This window comes from Nesterenkonia sp. YGD6, assembly GCF_022565895.1.
In the GTDB taxonomy this organism is placed as follows: Bacteria; Actinomycetota; Actinomycetes; order Actinomycetales; family Micrococcaceae; genus Nesterenkonia.
Genome location: NZ_JAJOYY010000001.1, coordinates 514,089 through 533,003, shown reverse-complemented (window position 1 = coordinate 533,003; position 18,915 = coordinate 514,089). Strand labels below are relative to the sequence as shown.

Here is an 18,915-nt window from a genome sequence, read left to right as displayed (position 1 = left end):
GTGGAGAATGTGGCATATGACTTCTGGATCTTTCGCCGGCATGGCCGCGTCCTCCCCGGCCACCGGCTCCGTCACCGCGATCCCGCGGGCGGCCGTTCGTTCTCAGGGTTCCACCGCGCAGCTGCCGCAGGACCACCCGCTGCTCACCGGGCTCACCGCCGACTCCGCTCTGCTGAATCAGTATCGCGGCGGGCGTAACAGTGCGGGGGAGATCACACGTCCGCACCGCCGCCCGGTGTGGTTCATGCGGCAGGCCGGCCGTTCGCTGCCCGAATACCGGGCGCTGCGCGAGGGCACCACGATGCTGGACAGCTGCCTGGACCCCGCGCTGGCCTCGGAGATCACGCTGCAGCCGGTGCGTCGGCACGACGTCGACGCCGCGATCTTCTTCTCCGACATCGTCATCCCGCTGCGCCTGGCCGGGATCGACGTCGAGATCCAGCCCGGTGTGGGCCCGGTGCTGGGCTCCCCGGTGCGCACCCGCGCCGACGTCGAGGCGCTGCCCACGCTCGACGACGCCGCCTTCGCGCCGATCACCGAGGCCGTGAGGCGCACCGTGGCCGAGCTCGGCTCCACCCCGCTGATCGGCTTCGCCGGTGCCCCGTTCACCCTGGCCGCCTACATGGTGGAGGGCAAGCCCTCCCGGGACCACCTGGGACCGCGCACCATGATGCACGCTGACCCCGACACCTGGAACGCCCTCGCCGCCTGGGCCGCAGAGGTCTCCGGCCGGTTCATGCGCGCCCAGCTGATGGCCGGCGCCTCCGCCGCGCAGCTCTTCGACTCCTGGGCCGGATCACTGGGCCGCGAGGACTATGCCCGCCACGTGCTGAGCCACTCCGCCGAAGCCTTCACCCATGTCCAGGACCTCGGCGGCACCACGCCTGCGGGTCACCGGGTCACCGCCCCGCTGATCCACTTTGGCACCGGCACCGGGGAGATCCTGGACCTGCTGCGCGTGGCCGGCGCCGACGTCGTCGGAGTCGACTACCGGCTGAACCTCGCCGAGGCCACCCGTCGGGTGGGTGCGGAGACGCCGCTGCAGGGCAACATCGACCCGGCGCTGCTGCCCGCCGACTGGCCCGTGCTGGAGAAGCACGTGCGCGCGATCATCGCGGCCGGCTCCGGCGCCGCCGGGCACGTGCTCAACCTGGGTCACGGGGTGCCCCCGGAGACCGACCCGGAGGTGCTCACCCGCGTGGTCAGCCTGATCCACGAGATCGGCTACGAGGACTGAGCTCCGCCTGAATGAACGCCCAGATCAACGCTTCGTTGAGTGAACCCGTCAACGCACAGGTCAGCGCCCCGGTGAGCGAACGGTCGAGCGCCCCGGCCTCGCCGCCCCATGTCGCCGTGGTCGGCGGGGGCATCGCCGGGCTGATCGCCGCCTGGGATCTGGCCCGCGCCGGCGCCACGGTGGAGATCTTCGAGGCCGGTGACCGGCTGGGCGGGGCGATCGGCGCCCACGTCATGGGGGGCGTCGCCTACGACGCCGGAGCTGAGGCCTTCGCGACCCGCTCACCCGTGGTGCCCCGGCTGCTCAAGGAGCTCGGCCTGGACGAGCAGGTGGTCGCCCCGCAGCATTCCGCGGCATGGCTGCAGCTGCCTGATCTTGCCGCTCCGCTGCCGGCCACCGGAATCCTCGGAATCCCGGCCGATCCGCTGTCCCCGGACGTGGTGGCCATCCTCGGAGAGGCCGAAGCTCGCCGCGCCGCCGAGGATCTCACTGCTTCCATGGAGAACTGGGCCGAGGCCCATGAGGCTCGGGCCGGGCAGATCACCCTCGGCGAGGTGGTCCGGGACCGGATGGGCCAGGCCGCGCTGGATCGGCTGGTCACCCCGATCGTGTCGGGAGTGCATTCGGCTGACCCCGACGACCTGGACATGAACAACGCCGCCCCCGGACTCTTCGAGGCAATGCTGCGCGAGGGCTCGCTGGCCCGCGCGGTGGCGCTGGTGAAGTCCAAGGCCCCTCCCGGCTCGGCGGTGAACTCGCTGCACGGGGGACTCAACCGCCTCGTCGGCGCGCTCGAGGCGCAGCTGCTCCAGCTCGGCGCGGAGATCCGGCTCAACACGGAGGTCACCGACCTGGCCGCCCTGGCCGCCGGGACTGCAGCGAGTGGAGGGGCACGACCGGACCACGTGATCCTCGCCCTGGACGCCCCTGCCGCTGTGCAGCTGATCTCTTCAGTGGTCGACCTGAGCGGACTGGACCTGACCGGACTGACCCCGGCCGGAGGTCCAGATGACGGCACTCAGGCCGCCGGCGCGCCGGACCCGGGCCGCGGCGTCGCCCTGGTCTCGATGATCCTCGACGCCCCCGAGCTCGACGACCACCCGCGCGGCACCGGGGTGCTGGTGGCGCCGCAGGTGAGGGACATCGCCGCCAAGGCGATGACGCACATCAGCTCCAAATGGGAATGGGCGGACACCGCCGTCACCCACGCCCACGGACCCGGTCACCACGTGGTGCGCCTCTCCTATGGACGGGTGGGGCAGACCCACCAGGACGCGCTCGGCGCTGAGTCCAGCGACGAGGCGCTGCTGCAGGCCGCCGCCGTCGACGTCGGTGCGCTCTTCGGGCTGCCGATCGAACCCGAGCAGATCCTCGAGGCCAGCGTGATCCGCTGGCGCAAGGCGCTTCCGCAGAGCTCCGCCGGGCACGCCGAACGGATCGCCGCGCTGCGCGAGCGGCTGGCTGATGCCTCCGGCGGGGCGGCAGCGGGGGAGCAGCCGGGGCTCCACATGATCGGCGCCTGGTTCGCCGGCACCGGACTGGCCCGGGTGGTGCCCGACGCCCGCGCGGCGGCCGCAGCGATCCTCAGCGTCCGCTCCTGAGCCGTCCGTCACTTTTTTCGACGTCATGTAGAAAACCGTGGAAGTCCGGGCGATAAGCTGGATGCGGGACATCGTCACCTGAGGTCCCGCACGGACGATCAATGCTGATGGAGGCATCTGTGAGCTACGGCAGCAACGCCCAGCGCACGCCCGAAGAGGTCAACACCTCGGGCAAAGACTGGTTCACCCTCTACACCGTCTTCGCGCGGACCGGACCCGCTCCGCAGGGCGCCGACGTGGAGGTCGAGTTCGACCAGCTTGCCGGAGCGTTCGCCGAGCAGGAGGTCAGCTTCCGCGGCACCTACGACGTCTCCGCCATGCGCGACGAGGCCGACATCCTCACCTGGGTCACCGGCCCCTCAGCCGAGGACCTGCAGGCCGCGGTGCGCCGCATCCGCCGCACCGCGATGTTCTCGCAGACCCGGATCGCGTTCTCCGCCATGGGCGTGCACCGCACCGCCGAGTTCGCCCGCAGCCACGTCCCGGCCTATGCCCTCGGGGTGCCGCCGGAGGACTGGCTGGTCATCTACCCGTTCAACCGCTCCTATGACTGGTACCTGCTGGACCCGGCCAAGCGCGGGAAGATGCTGCGCGAGCACGGAATGCTCGGCCAGGAGTTCCCCTCGGTGCTGGCCAACACCACCTCGGCCTTCGCGCTGAACGACTGGGAGTGGCTGCTCGCGCTGGAGGCGCCGAAGCTCACCGATCTGGTCGACATGATGCGCAAGCTGCGCGAGTCCGAGACCCGCTATCACGTACGCGATGAGATTCCCTTCTACACCGGACGCCGCCTGAAGGCCGCGTCGGAGATCGCTGAGGTTCTGCTGTGACGATCACCCCCGACAACACCGAATCGGCCGAGAACGCCGGATCAGCCGGGAATGCCGGACCGGCGCACCCGACCGAGACCTCCGATCACCCCACCGAGGCGCAGGCCGCCTCGGCAGTGGCGGACTCCTCCCAGGCCACGCCCACCCCAGGCACCGAGACCAGCCCCGACGCCGCCGAGGCGCCGGCTCCGCTTCCGGTGGACTATGCCGAGGGTTCCACCAAGGACCAGCCGGGCAACTATGACGCGATCCTGCTCGCCTCCTTCGGCGGCCCCGAAGGTCAGGATGACGTGCTCCCATTCCTGCGCAACGTCACCCGAGGTCGCGGCATCCCGGATGAGCGGCTCGAAGAGGTCGCCACGCACTACCGCGCCAACGGCGGGATCAGCCCGATCAACCAGCAGAACCGGGACCTCAAGGGGGCGCTGGAGGCCGAGGTCGCCGCCCGGCAGCTGAACATCCCGATCTACTGGGGCAACCGCAACTGGAACCCCTTCTTCACCGAGACCTTCCGCGAGATGCACGCGGCCGGACACCGTCGGATCCTGGCGCTGGTCACCTCCGCGTACAACGGCTACTCCTCCTGCGGGCAGTACCGCGAGGACTTCTCACTCACCCTGGATGAGACCGGGCTGCGCGAGGAGATGAGCGTGGTGAAGGTTCGTCAGTTCTTCATGGACAAGGCGTTCATCGACCCGTTCAAGGACGCCCTGGCCGCCGGCATCGCCGATGTCCGGGCGCAGCTCGAGCAGGCCGGCAAGGCCGAGGCGAAGCCGAAGATCGTCTTCGTCACCCACTCCATCCCCAGCCGCAACGCCGAGGCCATGGGCCCGGACCGGGTGATCGAGGAATACGGCACCGACGTCTACTCGGCCGAGCACCTCGCCGTCGCGCGCCACCTCATGGCCAGCGTCGAAGAGGCCGAGGGCCTGGAGCACTCACTGACCTTCCAGTCCCGATCCGGCAGCCCGAAGACCCCGTGGCTGGAGCCCGACATCAACGACGCCATCACCGAAGACGCCGAGGCCGGCGTCGCCGGTGTGGTGGTGATGCCCATCGGCTTCGTCTCCGATCACATGGAGGTGCTCTGGGACCTCGACACCGAGGCCAAGGACACCGCCGCGGAGCTCGGCCTGGCCTACCACCGCGCCGCGACCCCTGGCATCCAGGAGAAGTTCGTCTCCGGACTGGTCGACGTGCTCAGCGAGTACCTCCAGGGCGTCAACGGTGAGCCCGTCGGCTTCGGCGAGCAGGTCGTGCCCGGCAAGTGGTCCGGCATCTGTGGTCCCTGCAACTGCACCCGCTTCCGCAAAGATGTCGCAAGGAGCTAGATGCCCACCTTCACCGTAGGCACCCGCGGCAGCAAGCTCGCACTGACCCAGACGACGACGGCGGCCGAGGCGCTCGCCTCCCACGCCGACGCCGGATATGAGCTCATCACGGTCAAGACCGAGGGTGACATCCTCACCGGGCCGCTCGCGCAGATGGGCGGCACCGGAGTGTTCGCCTCCGCGCTGCGCCAGGCGCTGTTCGACAAGACCTGTGATGTGGCCGTGCATTCGCTCAAGGACCTGCCGGCCAAGGATCTCGAGGGGCTTGCGATCGCCTCGGTGCCTTCTCGCGAAGACGTGCGCGATGCGCTGTGCTCCGCCGATGACGTCCCGCTGGCCCAGCTGCCGCAGGGCGCGAAGGTCGGCACCGGCTCCCCGCGCCGGGCCGCACAGCTGCGCGCCGCCCGACCTGATCTGGAGATCGTGGACATCCGCGGCAACGTCGGCACCCGGCTGGCCCGGGTCCGCGGCCATGGGTCTGCGGCCGAGGCCTCACCGCAGGCACCGAATGCCGCCCGGGGTGACCTGGACGCCGTCGTGCTTGCCGGGGCGGGGCTGAAGCGGCTCGGCCTGGAGCACCACATCGCCGAGCTGATCCCCACCGAGGTCATGCTCCCCGCCCCCGGACAGGGAGCCCTGGCCGTTGAGGTCCGCGCCGAGGATGCCGAGCCCACGGCGCCGCTCGGCATGGCGCTGGCGCTCTATGACGACATCCCGGCCCGGCTGGAGACCTCCGCCGAACGGGGACTGCTGGCGAAGCTCAACGCCGGCTGCTCGGCGCCGATCGGCGGGCTCGCCCGCTATGACGACAATCCCGACGGCGGCGCCACACTGCGGCTGGATTCGGTGATCTGCGCGCCCGACGGCACCAAGGTGCAGCGCGCCGGGGCCGAGATCTCGATCGAGGCCGGGGCTGATCGCCGGGTTTCGGTGGACCGGGCGATCCAGCTCGGCACTCATGTCGCCGAGCAGCTGCTCGCCGAGGACTTCGGGCTGTTGCAGCACGTCGTGGATTCCTAGAAGCTGGCACCATGCGCATCGCCCTGACCCGAGACCCCGCACAGGCGGGCCCGCTGGAGGCAGGGCTGCGCGCCGCCGGACTGCAGGTCCAGTTCCTGCCGGTCACCGAACAGCGACTGCCCGCCGACACCACCGAGCTGACGACGGCGCTCGAGCGGCTCTCACACGGCGACTTCGCGTGGGTGCTGTTCACCAGCGCCAACACCGTCCGGGCCCTGGTCAAGCTGGGTTGGGACGGCACCGTTCCGGCACAGGGACGCGTCGGCGTCGTCGGCCCGGGCACTGCCCGGGTGCTGCGCACGCTGACCGGCATCACCTCCCCATGGATGCCTGAGGCGGAGAAGAGTGCGGCCGGGATGATCCAGGAGATCCCCGAGCCGGCCCCGGGTGCGAACACGGAGCTGCTGCTGCCGCAGTCGGCCCAGGCCCGGTCCCAGCTGCGCGACGGTCTCAGCGCCATCGGCTGGCAGGTCACCCAGGTCAGCGCCTATGAGACCGACTGCCTGGTGGTCGACGGAACGCTCGCGCCCGGCGACTCGGACCGGCGGCTGCTCCCGCAGCCCGCCCGCGAAGACCTCCTGGACCTCGATCAGCTCGCCGCGGACCTGCGCCGCGACCGGCTGACCCACGTGGACCCCACGGTTCTGCTGGTCACCAGCTCCTCGGCCGCCGACGGACTCGCGGACCTCGGGGTCCCGGAGCGGGTCCGGCTGCTGGCCATCGGCCGGCCCACCGCCAGGACCCTCTCTCGCCGCGGCATCCCCGCCGCCAGTGTTCTCTCTGAGCCGAGCGCCGACGCTGTGATGGCCGCCCTGGGTCGCTGAGAACTAGACTGACCGGCGGCGACACGCTTGAGCTGGACCGGCTGCGCAGTGACGCGCCGCCAGCCCGAGCGCACCGACCGTCATCCCCCTGATCACCAGGAGTCGAACGTGAGTTTCCCCGAACAGCGCCCCCGCCGGCTGCGCCGCAGCCCCGCCATGCGCCGGATGGTGGCCGAGACCCGGCTGCACCCGGCCGACCTGATCCTGCCGGTCTTCGTCCGCGAGGGCCTCACCGAACCGGTGCCGATCAGCTCCATGCCCGGAGTGGTGCAGCACACCGAAGCCTCCCTGCTCACCGCCGCCGAAGAGGCCCGCGACCTCGGCCTGGCCGGGATCATGCTCTTCGGCATCCCCACCACCCGCGACGCCCAGGGCAGCGCCGGCCTGGACCCGCAAGGCATCCTCAACCGCTCCATCCGCGCTGTGAAGGACCGGGTCGGCGAGGACCTGGTCGTGATGAGCGACCTGTGCCTGGACGAGTTCACCGATCACGGGCACTGCGGGCTCGTCGACGAGGCCGGCGAGGTGGACAACGACGCCACCCTGGAGGTCTACGCCGAGATGGGCGTGGCCCAGGCCGAGGCGGGCGCCGACGTCGTCGCACCCTCGGGCATGATGGACGGCCAGGTCGCGGTGATCCGCCAGGCCCTGGACGAGGCCGGACACCAGCACGTGCCGATCCTCGCCTACGCCGCGAAATACGCCTCCGGCTTCTACGGCCCGTTCCGCGAGGCCGTGGACTCCCAGCTGAAGGGTGACCGCAAGCAGTACCAGATGGACGCCCCGAACCGCACCGAGGCGCTGCGCGAGGTCGAGCTGGATCTCGCCGAAGGCGCGGACATGGTGATGGTCAAGCCTGCCAGCGCCTACCTCGACATCCTCTCCGACACCGCCGCGATCAGCGACGTCCCGGTCTCGGCCTACCAGGTCTCCGGGGAGTACGCGATGATCGAGGCCGCCGCCGCCAATGGCTGGATCAACCGGCGCACCGTGGTCACCGAATCGCTGATCGCGATCCGCCGCGCGGGCGCCACCAACGTGCTGACCTACTACGCCGCCGAGGTGGCCGGATGGCTGCGCGAGGAGCTGGCCGGGTCACGCGGGAGTGCCTCGGCGTCCAGTGCGCAGACGCCGCCGAGCGCGCCCGCGCACCCGCCGATCGAGCCGCGTCGGCCCACAGCCTCGACCCGCCCTGCCGACCAACCCCGCACTGACGCCGGCTTCCCGCCGGTCAGCTGAAAGGACCCTCCTCCGCGATGACCACGAACCAGGAACTCTTCGACACAGCCCGCGAGCTCATGCCCGGGGGAGTGAACTCCCCGGTCCGCGCCTTCGGCTCGGTGGGAGGGACCCCTGCGTTCATGGTCTCCGCCGACGGGCCCTACCTGCGCGACGCCGAGGGCACCGAGTACGTGGACCTCGTCGGGTCCTGGGGACCGGCGCTGCTGGGGCACAGGCATCCTGCGGTGATCGCCGCCGTGCACGCCGCGGTGGACGCCGGACTCGGCTTCGGCACCTCCCACCCCTCCGAGGCGCGGCTCGCCGAACTGGTCCGCGGCCGGGTCCCCGGGGCGCAGATGATCCGGATGGTCTCCACCGGCACCGAAGCCACCATGACCGCGATCCGGCTGGCCCGCGGGGTCACCGGTCGCAACATCGTGGTGAAGTTCGCCGGTTGCTATCACGGGCACTCCGACGGGCTGCTCGCCGCGGCCGGCTCCGGGGTCGCCACGCTCGGGCTGCCCGGATCCGCGGGGGTCACCGAGGCGCAGGCCTCGGAGACCATCGTGGTGGAGTACAACGACCGCGCCGGACTCGAGGCGGTCTTCGCCGAACATGGCGAGCGCATCGCCGCGGTGATCACCGAGGCCACCCCCGCCAACATGGGCGTGGTGGTCCCTGAAGAGGGCTTCAACGCGTTCATCCGCGAGATCACCGAGCGCCACGGCGCGCTGATGATCTTCGACGAGGTGATGACCGGATTCCGGATCACCGAGGCCGGCTACTGGGGAGCCTCCGGACGGGTCGAAGGCTGGGAGCCGGACCTGTTCACCTTCGGCAAGGTCATCGGCGGCGGGCTGCCCACCGCCGCGCTGGCCGGGCGCCGCGAGATCATGGAACACCTGGCGCCCACCGGACCGGTGTATCACGCCGGCACGCTGTCGGGGAATCCTGTCGCGATGGCCGCGGGGGTGGCCACCCTGGAGCACGCCACCGCCGGGGTCTACGCGCACGTGGATTCCAAGGCGCAGGTCGTGGCCGACGCACTCACGGCTGCGCTGCACGACGCCGGGGTGGACCACTCCCTGCAGAAGGTCGGCTCGCTGTTCTCGGTGGCCTTCGGCACCTCCGCCACCGGGGTGCACAACTACGCCCACGCCCAGGCCCAGGAGACCTTCCGCTACGGACCGTTCTTCCACGCGATGCTCGACGCCGGGGTCTACCTGCCGCCGAGCGTGTTCGAGGCGTGGTTCCTGTCCTCAGCCCACGACGACGCCTCCATCGGCCGCATCCTGGATGCGCTGCCTTCCGCCGCGAAGGCCGCCGCGCAGGCCAAGCCCTGAGGGGTCAGCCTTGAGGTTCAAGGGCCGAGGGTCACGGGTGCGACGTCAGCCTTGACCCTCGGCGGCCAGCGTTGATCACGCGAGCCTGGGGTTGATCATCGTCATCCCCGGGGTCGCGGACCGCTGCATCGCGGGCAGCAGGGTGGCCGCCTCCTCGAGCCCGACCACGCGTTCGATGAGGTCCTGCGGGCGCAGCGTGCCCTCAGCGATCAGGGCCAGCATCCCGGGGTAGTCGGTCGCGGCCATGCCGTGGCTTCCCAGCAGGTCGAGCTCCCAGGCGATGGCGCGGGCCATCGGGACCGCGGAGAGTCCGGTCTCGGTGGGCAGCAGGCCGATCTGGACGTGGCGGCCGCGGCGGCGCAGGCTCAGGATCGCCGCCGCGCAGGTCTGTTCGCTGCCGACCGCGTCCACGGATATATCGCTGCCCTCACCGGTGATCTCGCGAACCGCTGCCGGGACATCGCGCCCGTCGGCGAGGATCCCATGATCGGCGCCAAGGTCCCGGGCCGCCTGCAAGGCCTCGGGGCTGCGGTCCACCGCGATCACCTGGGCGCCGATCGCCTTGGCGATCATCACCGCGCTCAGCCCCACACCTCCGGCGCCCACCACGGTGACCCATTCCCCGGCGCGCACACCGGCTCGGGCGGTCAGCGCCCGGTAGGCGGTGGCGAACCGGCAGCCCAGCGCGGCCGCGGCCTCGAAGGAGACACCCTCGGGGATGGCCACCAGGTTCGTGTCGGCGGCGTGGAGAGCGACGTGTTCGGCAAAGGAGCCTGCGTGGGTGAAGCCGGGCTGCTGCTGATCGGGACACACCTGGGCGTTGCCGGAGCGGCACCAGTCGCAGGCCCCGCAGCCGCACACGAAGGGCACCGTCACGCGGTCGCCCACGTGCCAGTTCCGCACCCCAGGGTCCACCGCGGAGATGACCCCGGCGAGCTCATGACCGGGCACATGGGGGAGGGTGAGCTTCTCGTGTCCGGCCCAGGCATGCCAGTCGCTGCCACACAGGCCGGTCGCATGGACCTCCACGACGACCCCGCCTGCGGGTGGGGCGGGGTCGGGCACGTCCCGGACGTCCAGGGGCCCTGCGATCTCATCCATCACCATTGCGCGCATGAGGATGGATCTTACCTGTGCGCCCGGCACCGTCACGTGCCTGCACCGTTTGGGCACTGACGGGTGGAACGCTACAGTCTTTCGCCGGTCGTTCCACCCTTCGAGTCAGGAAGGTCCGCCCTCCACAACATCATCGGTGACGTCGGAGGGGGTCGCCTCGGCGTTCACACCGGCCATGCCGGACTGACCACGGCGTCGGGACGGGTGCGGCGCAGATACTCCTGCAGGTCCGCCGACTGCCCGACCTTCCATCCGGCCTGGAGCCGGTGCAGCTCGGGCGCCGGGATCTGCAGCTGCGGGAAGCGCTGCGCCTGCGCGCAGGCCACCTCTACCGCGGCCCAGGCGTCCGGGGTCGCCGAGTGGGCGGCGTCGAGCTCGACCTCATAGTGCAGGCACATCTGGCTCAGCGTGCGTTTTCCGCGACGGTACTTGTCCACCTGCTTGTCGATCACCAGCGGGTCGATGACCCCGACCGGCTCGGTGAACTCCACCCCATGGCGCAGCGCCTCCTGCTGCAAGACAGTGAAGTCATAGGGAGCGTTCATCACCACCACGGCGCTGCCGGCGGCGAACTCCTGCGCCAGCGCGGTGGTGATCTGGGCGACCGCCTCAGCCGCCGGCTGCCCGTTGGCCTGGGCGTATTCGGTGGAGATGCCGTGGATGGCGGTGGTCTCGGCGGGGATCTCCACCCCGGGATCCACCAGCCATTCCCGAGTGCGCACGCGCTGCGCGCCCGGACCGGCGGGCTCGACCGCACCGGCTTCAGCGCCGCTGCCGGCTGCCGTGTCGGCGCTGACCTCTGCGTCGTCGAAGATCACCAGCGCCGCGGAGACGATCCGCGCTACACGTGGATCTCGGGAGGTGGTCTCCAGGTCGAAGCCGACCCGGCGGCGGGTGTGCCAGGACTCGCTGCTGGGAGTGATCTCGAAGAGGGTGGGGGTCTCGGCCATGGCACTACGGTAGCGCGCCGGTGGGACATGACCGCGGACATCACCCTGCGCCGCCGGTGCGTGGTCGCGCTGGGTTGCGCCGTGTCATGTCCGGGGGCTCTGATTGAATGATCCCCATGGAGTTCGATCAGTCCCAGCATCAGGTGCTCGCCGCCGCCGAACGCCCCGGACATGGGCCGATCCTGAGTTTCGGTGGTCCCGGCAGCGGCAAGTCGACGCTGGCGGCGGAGCTTGCGCTGCGTCATCTCGAATCCGGACAGGACTCCTCCCGGCTGCTGCTGCTCTCACCCACCCGCGCCACCTCTGCGGTGCTGCGCGACCAGGTCGAAGCTGCCTGGGCCGCCCGGGACGCCAGTTCCCGGGGTGGGTCGATCTCGGAGCAGCCCTCCCGATCCTTCGCGTCCTACGCCTTCTGGCTGCTCGGAGAGGCTCGGCGCCGGGAGATCCTCAGCTTCACCGCGCGTCGGCCCCGGCTGCTCTCCGGAGCCGAGCAGGACAGCATCATCCGTGAGCTGTTGGCCGTGGATCCCTCCAGCGGTCTGCCGCCGATCAGCTGGCCGACCTCGTTGGAGGAGGCCGCCGGCACCGATGGTTTCCGCAAGGAGATCCGTGAGCTCTTCGACCGCGCCGCCGAGTACGGGGTGTCTCCCGATCAGCTTCGCGGCCTGGCCGAGCAGTGCCGGCGCCCGGAGTGGGCGGCCGCCGCGGAGCTCTACCAGCGCTACCGTGAGGATCTCGACGCCGGGGCCAACGCCGACGCGTTCGACCCCGCGGGATTGATCAACGAGGCCTGCAACCTGCTCGAGGAGAACCCCGAGTTCCTCGCGACCGAACGAGAGCGACTGCGCCGCATCATCGTCGATGATCTGCAGGAGGCCACCCCCTCGGTGTATCGGCTGCTGCGTCTGATCGGCGCCGGCGCCGACGTGCTCGCCTTCGCCAGCCCCGAGACCGCGGTCCAGGGCTTTCGCGGCGCACGGCCGGACAAGCTGCGCAGCTGGACCGTGGCCCCGCGCCGGGTCACCGCGCAGAGCGTGTTGAGCCTGAATCCCGAGACCGACGCCGAGATCGAGGGCATCGTCCGGCGCAGCATCTCCGGGGCGATGACCCAAGATCCCCACGGCGGTCTGCCAGGGGTCGAGCCCAGCGTCATGGTGCTCGAGGGCAATCACCGGATCACCCCCGAGGTGGGCCGGGCCTACGCCCGCGCCCTGCGCCGGATCGCCCCGGCCGGACCCCCACAGCCTCGCCAGCGCTGGCTGCAGCTGCTCAGCGAGACCACCGCTGAACGGGCCGACGCGGCGCAGGGTGCTGCTGCACAGGCCTCCGCTGCGGAAACCTCCAATGGACAGCCGACGCTCGACCAGCCGCTGACGGAACAGCCCGCACCCGCGCCGGCGGACGCCGGATCCTGCGCGGTGGAGATCGTGCCTGGGGACTACCTGGCCGAGCAGTTCGTCCTGCAGGAGGTCCTGGACCGGCACCACCGACATGGGGTGCCCTTCGATCAGATCGCCGTCATCGCGCGCAACGGCGCGCTGCTGAAACGGCTGGTGCGGATGTTCCAGACCCAGGGCGTCCCGGTGCGCCAATCCATGAGCGATGTCATCCTCAACCAGGAGTCCGCGGTGGCCCCGCTGCTGCGGGTGCTGCGCCTGGTCACCGTCCAGTCCAGTCCTGCGCAAGATCCGGAGCAGGCTCCCGACCCGCTGCCCGTTCCGACGGACACCGTCGCGCTGCCCGAGGTGCTCGCACTGCTGACCAGCCGCTATGGCGAGACCGATTCGATGACGCTGCGCAGCCTGCGCCAGGTGCTGCGCAGCCAGGAGCGCCGCCGGCTGCGTGCAGACGCAGACCCCGCCGAACCGCGCAGCTCCGACGAGCTGCTTGTCGCCGCCGCGAACAATGCGGCCGACCCGGTCTTTGAGGCGGTCCGCGCTCAGTCGCGCTTCCAACACCTGACCCGCGGACTGGAGCGGGTGGCCGCCATGCTCGCCGCCGGGCACGCCGCCGCCGGGCCCTCCAGCGGACCCGAGGAGCTGCTCTGGGAGATCTGGAACGCCGCCGACGTCAGCCGCCACTGGGCCGGGCTGACCCGCTGGTCCAGCGCCGAGGGACGCCGCGCCGACCATGATCTCGATGCGGTCATGGCGCTCTTCCAGGCTGCCGAACGTTTCTCCGACCAGAACCCCGGGGCCTCCGCGATCGCGTTCGTGGACCACATCGAACGCCTCGAGCTCCCCATGGACACCCTGGCCAAGACCTCCGCCGTCGATGCGGCGATCGAAGTCCTGACCCCGGCCAGCGCGGCAGGTCGGGAGTTTGACACCGTCATCCTGACCGGGCTCCAGGAAGGGGCCTGGCCGAACCTCAACCCACGCGGACAGCTGCTGGGCAGCGGTCACCTGGTGGACGTCGTCGAAGGTCGCGCCGACGCCTCCGCCCAGTCGCTGCTGGTCAAACGGATGAACGTGCTCCAGGACGAGTACCGGCTCTTCGCCTCTGCCGTCTCCCGAGCCAAGAACCGTCTCTACGCGGTGGCCGTGCACGCCCAGGAGGAGAGCCCCTCAATGCTCCTGGACCTCGTGGTGCCTCCAGGGGAGCGCGAAGCCCGCAGCGGCGCCATCCCTCGCCCGATCACCGCCCACCGGCTGATCGCCGAGCTGCGCCGGCACCTGGAGATCAGCATCCAGGCCGAGCTCGACGACGACCCCGCGGATTCCCCCAAACACAGTGACGATGCCGCCCTTCTCACCGAGCCCAGCATCGATGAGACCACTGAGACTCAGCGCCGGGCAGCGGCCCGGGCGCTCGCGGTCCTCGCCGAGGGCGGACTCATCGGCGCCGAGCCGAACACCTGGTGGGGCCTGCCCGAGCTCAGCACCACCGCGCCGCTGCTGGAGCCCGAGGACATCGTCCGGGTCTCCCCGTCCTCGGTGCAGAGCGCCATCGATGCGCCGCTGCAGTGGTTCACCGGCGCCGCCGGAGGTGTCGAGGTCACCGATTTCAGCCGGATGCTCGGCTCCCTGATCCACGAGATCGCCGAGCACCACCCGGCCGAGACCGACCGCGAGGTGCTGACTGCCGAGCTCGACGCACGCTGGGACAGCCTGGGACGCGAGGAGGGATGGGAGACCGAGAAGGACCGCTCCCGTGCCCGCGTGATGCTCAAGAAGCTCGCCGGCTACTTCGGCCACGTCCAGGGTCAGGGCCGCCAGGTCATCGCCCGCGAACTGCAGGTCGAAGCTAGCCTGGAGATCCCGCTGCCGCCGGAGGAACCCGGGGGTCCGGCGCAGACCCGATCCGTGCTGATCCGCGGCGTGATCGACCGCGTGGAACGCACCGAGGCCGGTGAGCTCTTCGTCATCGACCTCAAGACCGGTAAACGCCAGCCGACCAAAGCCGAGATCCCCACTCACGGACAGCTCGGGTCCTATCAGTTGCTGGTGGCATTGGGAGCCGTGGACCAGGCTCTCGCCGAGATTAAGGACACAGGTGAAGCTTCTGTGACCTCACCCGGAGGCGGCGCAGCGCTGCTCCAGGTGGGCACATCAGCCCAGGCGTCGAACCTTCAACAGCAGGAAGCAATCCATGCCGAGGACACCTGGCCGCTGGAACAGCTCACCCAGGCCGCCCAGGTGATGAGCGGTCGAGTCTTCTCCGCCTACCACGCACCGAATCAACAGCGCTGCCTGGTCGGCTCGCTCTGCCCGCTCTGCGAGAACACGAAACAGGTGACCCAGCCATGATGACCCTGGAGACCATGCGTTACAGCGCCCGCGACATTGCCGACGCCCTGCAGCGCGACACCCCCGCCGAGGACCGGCACTACCCCACCGCCGAACAGCAGGCCGTCATCGAATCCGGGCTGGACCCGATGCTCGTCGTCGCCGGCGCCGGATCGGGCAAGACCGCCACGATGGCGGACCGGGTGGTCTGGCTGGTCGCCAACGGGATCGTGCGCCCGGACCAGATCCTCGGCGTGACCTTCACCAAGAAGGCCGCCGGAGAGCTGCGCGAACGGATCACCCGGAAGCTCGAGCAGCTGCTGGAGGCGGAGCTGATCTCCCCGGCCGATGTGGTCCCCGTGGAGGTCTCCGACACCGTGGAACACGCCGACATCTCCGAGCTGCTGGCCCCGGCGGTCTCCACTTATCACTCCTACGCGAACACCCTGGTGACCGAATACGGTCTGCAGATCGGCCTGGAACCGGAGACCCAGCTCATCGGGGAGGCCAAGGCCTGGCAACTGGTGCACCGGCTGGTCAGCGCCTATGACCGCGCCGAGGTGCTCGTGGAGGCCGAACAGTCGGCAGGCAACCTCGCCGGATACGTGATGCGCCTGGCCGGAGACTGCGCCGAACACCTGCAGACCCCGGAGGCGGTGGAGGCCCACATCGACGTCGAACTGGCCCGAGTGAATGCCTGGCAGGAGGCCGGCGCGGCACTGAGCAAGGATCAGACCGCACTCGTCCGCGCGCTGCGGGTGCGCCGCGAGATGGCCGAGCTAGCCCGCCGCTACCAGGAGAAGAAGCTCACCGAAGGCCTCATGGACTACGGGGACCTGCTGCGCTTCGCCGCCCAGATCGCCCAGGACGTCCCCAGCGCAGGGGAGGCCGAACGGGAGAAGTACAAGGTGGTGCTGCTGGATGAGTTCCAGGACACCTCCTATGCGCAGCTCGCGCTCTTCAGCAGCCTCTACGGCGCCGGCGGCTCCGGCGGCGGGATGGGCCACGCGGTCACCGCCGTCGGGGACCCCAATCAGTCCATCTACGGGTTCCGCGGCGCCTCTGCCGGGCAGCTCTTCGACTTCCCCCAGTCCTTCCCCGCGGTGGACCCCGATTCGGGCCAGCGTCGGCCCGCAGCGCTGCTGCAGCTCACCATCGCCTGGCGCAATGGCGAGCGAATCCTCGACGTCGCGAACCGGCTGGTGACTCCCTTCGCCCCGGACGCCGCAGACTCCCTCGACAAGCCGTGGCGGGCGCACAATGCGCACCTGCGCGGGCAGCTCAAACCACTGAGTCCACCCGACGGCGCCCACACCGCCACGGTGCGCTACGGCTGGTACACCTCAGACATCGAGGAATCCCAGGCGATCACCGAAGAGCTCCGCGCCGCATTGCAGCCCGACCCTCCGCGAGACCCGCAAGACAAGGCTCCGAGCTGCGCGGTGCTGGCCCGGACCCGAGCCCAGCTAGAGACCATCGCCGAACAGCTGCGCCTCGCAGGACTGGACTACGAGCTGGTTGGACTCTCCGGGCTGCTGAGCACCTCCGAGGTGGCCGAGGTGCTCGCCTATCTGCGGGTCATCGCCGACCCCGGCCGCTCCGATGCGCTGATCCGGATCCTCGCCGGCGCCCGCTACCGGATCGGGCCCCGTGACCTGCTTCAGCTGCAGCGCTCCGCCCGCGACCTCGAGGGCCTGCGGCTGCGCGCCCCCATCTCCGAACAGCCCGAGGGCAGCGCCGCGTCGGGGGAGGGGGTCACCGACGCCGAGGACCGGTACGAGTCCACCGAACTCGAGATGGACGAACGCGCCTCCCTGGTCGAAGCGTTGGAACGGCTCAAGGACTCCCCAGAGCACGCTGAGCAGCTCGGTCTGTCCGCCGAAGGGCACCGCCGGCTGCTGCTGGCCAAGGAGCAGATCCGGCGGGTGCGCCAGTGGGCCACGCTGGACCTCGGCGTGCTGATCCAACGTATCGTCAGCGACACCGGTCTCGACATCGAAGTCGCGGCCCGCCCCTGGGAGGAGCAGCACTACGCCGCCCGTCAGCTCGACGCGCTGATCGATCAGGCCGAAAGCTACGCAGCCACCGAGACCACCCCGGACCTGCGCAGCTTCCTGGACTGGCTGGACGCCGCCGAGGAGAAGGAACGCGGTCTGGAGCAGGCCGACGTCGAACCGACCCCCGGAGCGATCCAGCTGATGACCATCCACGCGTCCAAGGGACTCGAATGGGACGTGGTCGCCGTCGCCGGGCTGCGCGAGGACAAATTCCCCAGCGCTAAGGCCGACCGGTGGACCGGCAGCAACGGCATGCTCCCGGCCCGGCTGCGCGGAGATCGCCGCAGCATCCCGCAGTGGGAGTCCGAACAGCCTGATCTGCGCTCCTGGGCGGTGTCGGCCGGGGTGGGCGGCTGGAAGCAGTTCACCGAAGACAACAGGGTCTTCACCGAGGACGTGAAGGACTTCAGCCGAGAAGAAGAACGGCGACTGGCGTATGTCGCGGTGACGCGAGCAAAGAAGCTGCTGCTGTGCACCGGCGCCTGCTTCTATGGCACCTCTGCCGGCAAGGAGCCCTCAGAGTTCATCGAGGAGATCCGCCAGGTGGCCGATGGCTTCGGCGACGCCTCGGCGGCGTTGGAGTGGGCAGAGGTGGTCGATATGAAGGACAACCCTGTGGGCAACGACCTCTTCGGGGCCCAGTGGCCCTATGACCCGCTGGCTCCGCTGCCGATCGGCCGCTACCGGCGACAGGTGACAGAGGGTGAACAGACCACGCTGCCTCAGATCAGCACGGTGGAGTCACCGAAGGCGCAGCCCGGTCGCCGGGCTGCGCTGACCCGGGCCGCCCAGCTGGTGGAACACGCCATCACCGACCGCGCGCAGCCCGACGTGACGTCCGCCGAGGCTGGTGCGGCGGCTCTGCCGCTGACTCCGTGGGAGCAGGAGGCCGAATGGGTCGTGGACCGGGCGCGTGAGCAGCAGCGCGGGACCGGGAAGCCGCATTTCCCGGCGCACATCAGCGTCTCCAGCGTGGTGGGCATGGCCCGCAACGCCGAGTCCATGGCCGAGTTCGCCCGGCGTCCCGTGCCCGTGAAACCCTCCCAGGCGGCACGCCGCGGCACCGTGATGCACGAATGGATCGAGGAGTTCTACGAGACCCGCAGCCGACTGCCCGGGATCGAGGAGCCGCACCGCGGCGATGAGGACCTGGACGATGCCTTCGACCTATCCACGGTCAAGGAGCGATTCACCCAGACCGAATGGGCGCAGCGACGCCTGTACGCGGCTGAGATCCCGGTGGAGACGACACTGGACGGTGTCGTCGTCCGTGGCCGGATCGATGCCATCTTCGGCAAGGACGACGCCGGCCAGGATCTCACCGCTGCCGACTTTGAGCGCTGGGAGCTGAAGTCAGCGGAGGACCGGAATGCGCAGATGCAGCAGTGCAGCTGGGACCTGGTGGACTGGAAGACCGGCATGGTGCCCACCGGCAAGGACCTGCGCGAGAAGCAGATCCAGCTGGCGGTCTACCGGCTGGCTTTCCACCGGCTCTATGGTGTGCCGCTGGAACAGATCGGAGCGTCGTTCTTCTACGTGGAGCACGGGGTGACCGTGCCGGGGACACAGCTTCCCAAGAAAGAAGAACTAGAAGATTACGTCCATGGCGCGAGACGAGCGTTTGGTAGCTGACGAAGGGCCATAGCGGCACGGTGGA

Annotated in this window: 12 protein-coding genes; 10 read left to right on the top strand and 2 right to left on the bottom strand. The window is 70.2% G+C overall.

Features of this window, described 5'->3' with window-relative positions; translation table 11 throughout:
* Positions 1–16 precede the first annotated feature (16 nt).
* The 8 genes from hemE (at position 17) to hemL (ending at position 9,407) form a co-directional block, all read left to right on the top strand.
* On the top strand, positions 17–1,237 hold the full coding sequence (gene hemE, locus LTI14_RS02370; RefSeq protein ID WP_241463858.1) for a uroporphyrinogen decarboxylase: 1,221 nt from the start codon (positions 17–19) through the stop codon (positions 1,235–1,237).
* An 11-nt stretch (positions 1,238–1,248) separates the two neighbouring features.
* Positions 1,249–2,838, top strand: a complete 1,590-nt coding sequence (locus LTI14_RS02365) for a protoporphyrinogen/coproporphyrinogen oxidase (RefSeq protein ID WP_241475706.1) — start codon at positions 1,249–1,251, stop codon at positions 2,836–2,838.
* A gap of 107 nt (positions 2,839–2,945) precedes the next feature.
* Positions 2,946–3,668: a hydrogen peroxide-dependent heme synthase gene (gene hemQ, locus LTI14_RS02360; protein ID WP_241470164.1), complete on the top strand. Its 723-nt coding sequence runs from the start codon at positions 2,946–2,948 to the stop codon at positions 3,666–3,668.
* A complete protein-coding gene (locus LTI14_RS02355) occupies positions 3,665–4,999 on the top strand; it encodes a ferrochelatase (protein ID WP_446740369.1) in 1,335 nt (444 codons plus the stop codon). Before hemQ ends, LTI14_RS02355 begins: the two co-directional genes overlap by 4 nt.
* Positions 5,000–6,019 carry a hydroxymethylbilane synthase gene (hemC, locus tag LTI14_RS02350; RefSeq protein ID WP_241463861.1) on the top strand — a complete coding sequence of 340 codons (1,020 nt, stop codon included), beginning with the start codon at positions 5,000–5,002 and terminating at the stop codon, positions 6,017–6,019.
* Positions 6,020–6,030: 11 nt separating this feature from the next.
* Positions 6,031–6,843: a uroporphyrinogen-III synthase gene (locus tag LTI14_RS02345; RefSeq protein ID WP_241475705.1), complete on the top strand. Its 813-nt coding sequence runs from the start codon at positions 6,031–6,033 to the stop codon at positions 6,841–6,843.
* 108 nt (positions 6,844–6,951) lie between these two features.
* Complete coding sequence (hemB, locus tag LTI14_RS02340) at positions 6,952–8,082, top strand: porphobilinogen synthase (RefSeq protein ID WP_241475704.1); 1,131 nt, start codon at positions 6,952–6,954, stop codon at positions 8,080–8,082.
* Between the two features lie 17 nt (positions 8,083–8,099).
* Positions 8,100–9,407, top strand: coding sequence for a glutamate-1-semialdehyde 2,1-aminomutase (gene hemL / locus LTI14_RS02335; protein WP_241475703.1), 1,308 nt, complete (start codon positions 8,100–8,102; stop codon positions 9,405–9,407).
* A gap of 75 nt (positions 9,408–9,482) precedes the next feature.
* On the opposite strand, the gene LTI14_RS02330 is transcribed toward hemL, so the two are convergent.
* Positions 9,483–10,523 (bottom strand): zinc-dependent alcohol dehydrogenase family protein, encoded by a 1,041-nt coding sequence (locus LTI14_RS02330; protein WP_241463868.1) that lies wholly within the window; start codon positions 10,521–10,523, stop codon positions 9,483–9,485.
* A gap of 164 nt (positions 10,524–10,687) precedes the next feature.
* Entirely contained in the window at positions 10,688–11,473 is a 786-nt protein-coding gene (locus LTI14_RS02325; RefSeq protein WP_241463869.1) for a 3'-5' exonuclease, read from the bottom strand.
* A 116-nt stretch (positions 11,474–11,589) separates the two neighbouring features.
* On the opposite strand from LTI14_RS02325, the gene LTI14_RS02320 reads away from it, so the two are divergent.
* Together LTI14_RS02320 and LTI14_RS02315 are read left to right on the top strand one after the other, a co-directional pair.
* A complete protein-coding gene (locus LTI14_RS02320; RefSeq protein ID WP_241475702.1) occupies positions 11,590–15,222 on the top strand; it encodes an ATP-dependent DNA helicase in 3,633 nt (1,210 codons plus the stop codon).
* Complete coding sequence (locus LTI14_RS02315) at positions 15,219–18,890, top strand: ATP-dependent DNA helicase (protein ID WP_241475701.1); 3,672 nt, start codon at positions 15,219–15,221, stop codon at positions 18,888–18,890. The genes LTI14_RS02320 and LTI14_RS02315 overlap by 4 nt, the downstream gene beginning before the upstream one ends.
* Positions 18,891–18,915 lie beyond the last annotated feature (25 nt).

Coding starts and splice junctions, on each gene's coding strand:
- hemE (WP_241463858.1), top strand. CDS start 17: ATGACTTCTGGATCTTTCGCCGGCATGGCCGCGTCCTCCCCGGCCACC.
- LTI14_RS02365 (WP_241475706.1), top strand. CDS start 1,249: ATGAACGCCCAGATCAACGCTTCGTTGAGTGAACCCGTCAACGCACAG.
- hemQ (WP_241470164.1), top strand. CDS start 2,946: ATGGAGGCATCTGTGAGCTACGGCAGCAACGCCCAGCGCACGCCCGAA.
- hemC (WP_241463861.1), top strand. CDS start 5,000: ATGCCCACCTTCACCGTAGGCACCCGCGGCAGCAAGCTCGCACTGACC.
- LTI14_RS02345 (WP_241475705.1), top strand. CDS start 6,031: ATGCGCATCGCCCTGACCCGAGACCCCGCACAGGCGGGCCCGCTGGAG.
- hemL (WP_241475703.1), top strand. CDS start 8,100: ATGACCACGAACCAGGAACTCTTCGACACAGCCCGCGAGCTCATGCCC.
- LTI14_RS02330 (WP_241463868.1), bottom strand. CDS start 10,523: ATGCGCGCAATGGTGATGGATGAGATCGCAGGGCCCCTGGACGTCCGG.
- LTI14_RS02325 (WP_241463869.1), bottom strand. CDS start 11,473: ATGGCCGAGACCCCCACCCTCTTCGAGATCACTCCCAGCAGCGAGTCC.
- LTI14_RS02320 (WP_241475702.1), top strand. CDS start 11,590: ATGGAGTTCGATCAGTCCCAGCATCAGGTGCTCGCCGCCGCCGAACGC.
- LTI14_RS02315 (WP_241475701.1), top strand. CDS start 15,219: ATGATGACCCTGGAGACCATGCGTTACAGCGCCCGCGACATTGCCGAC.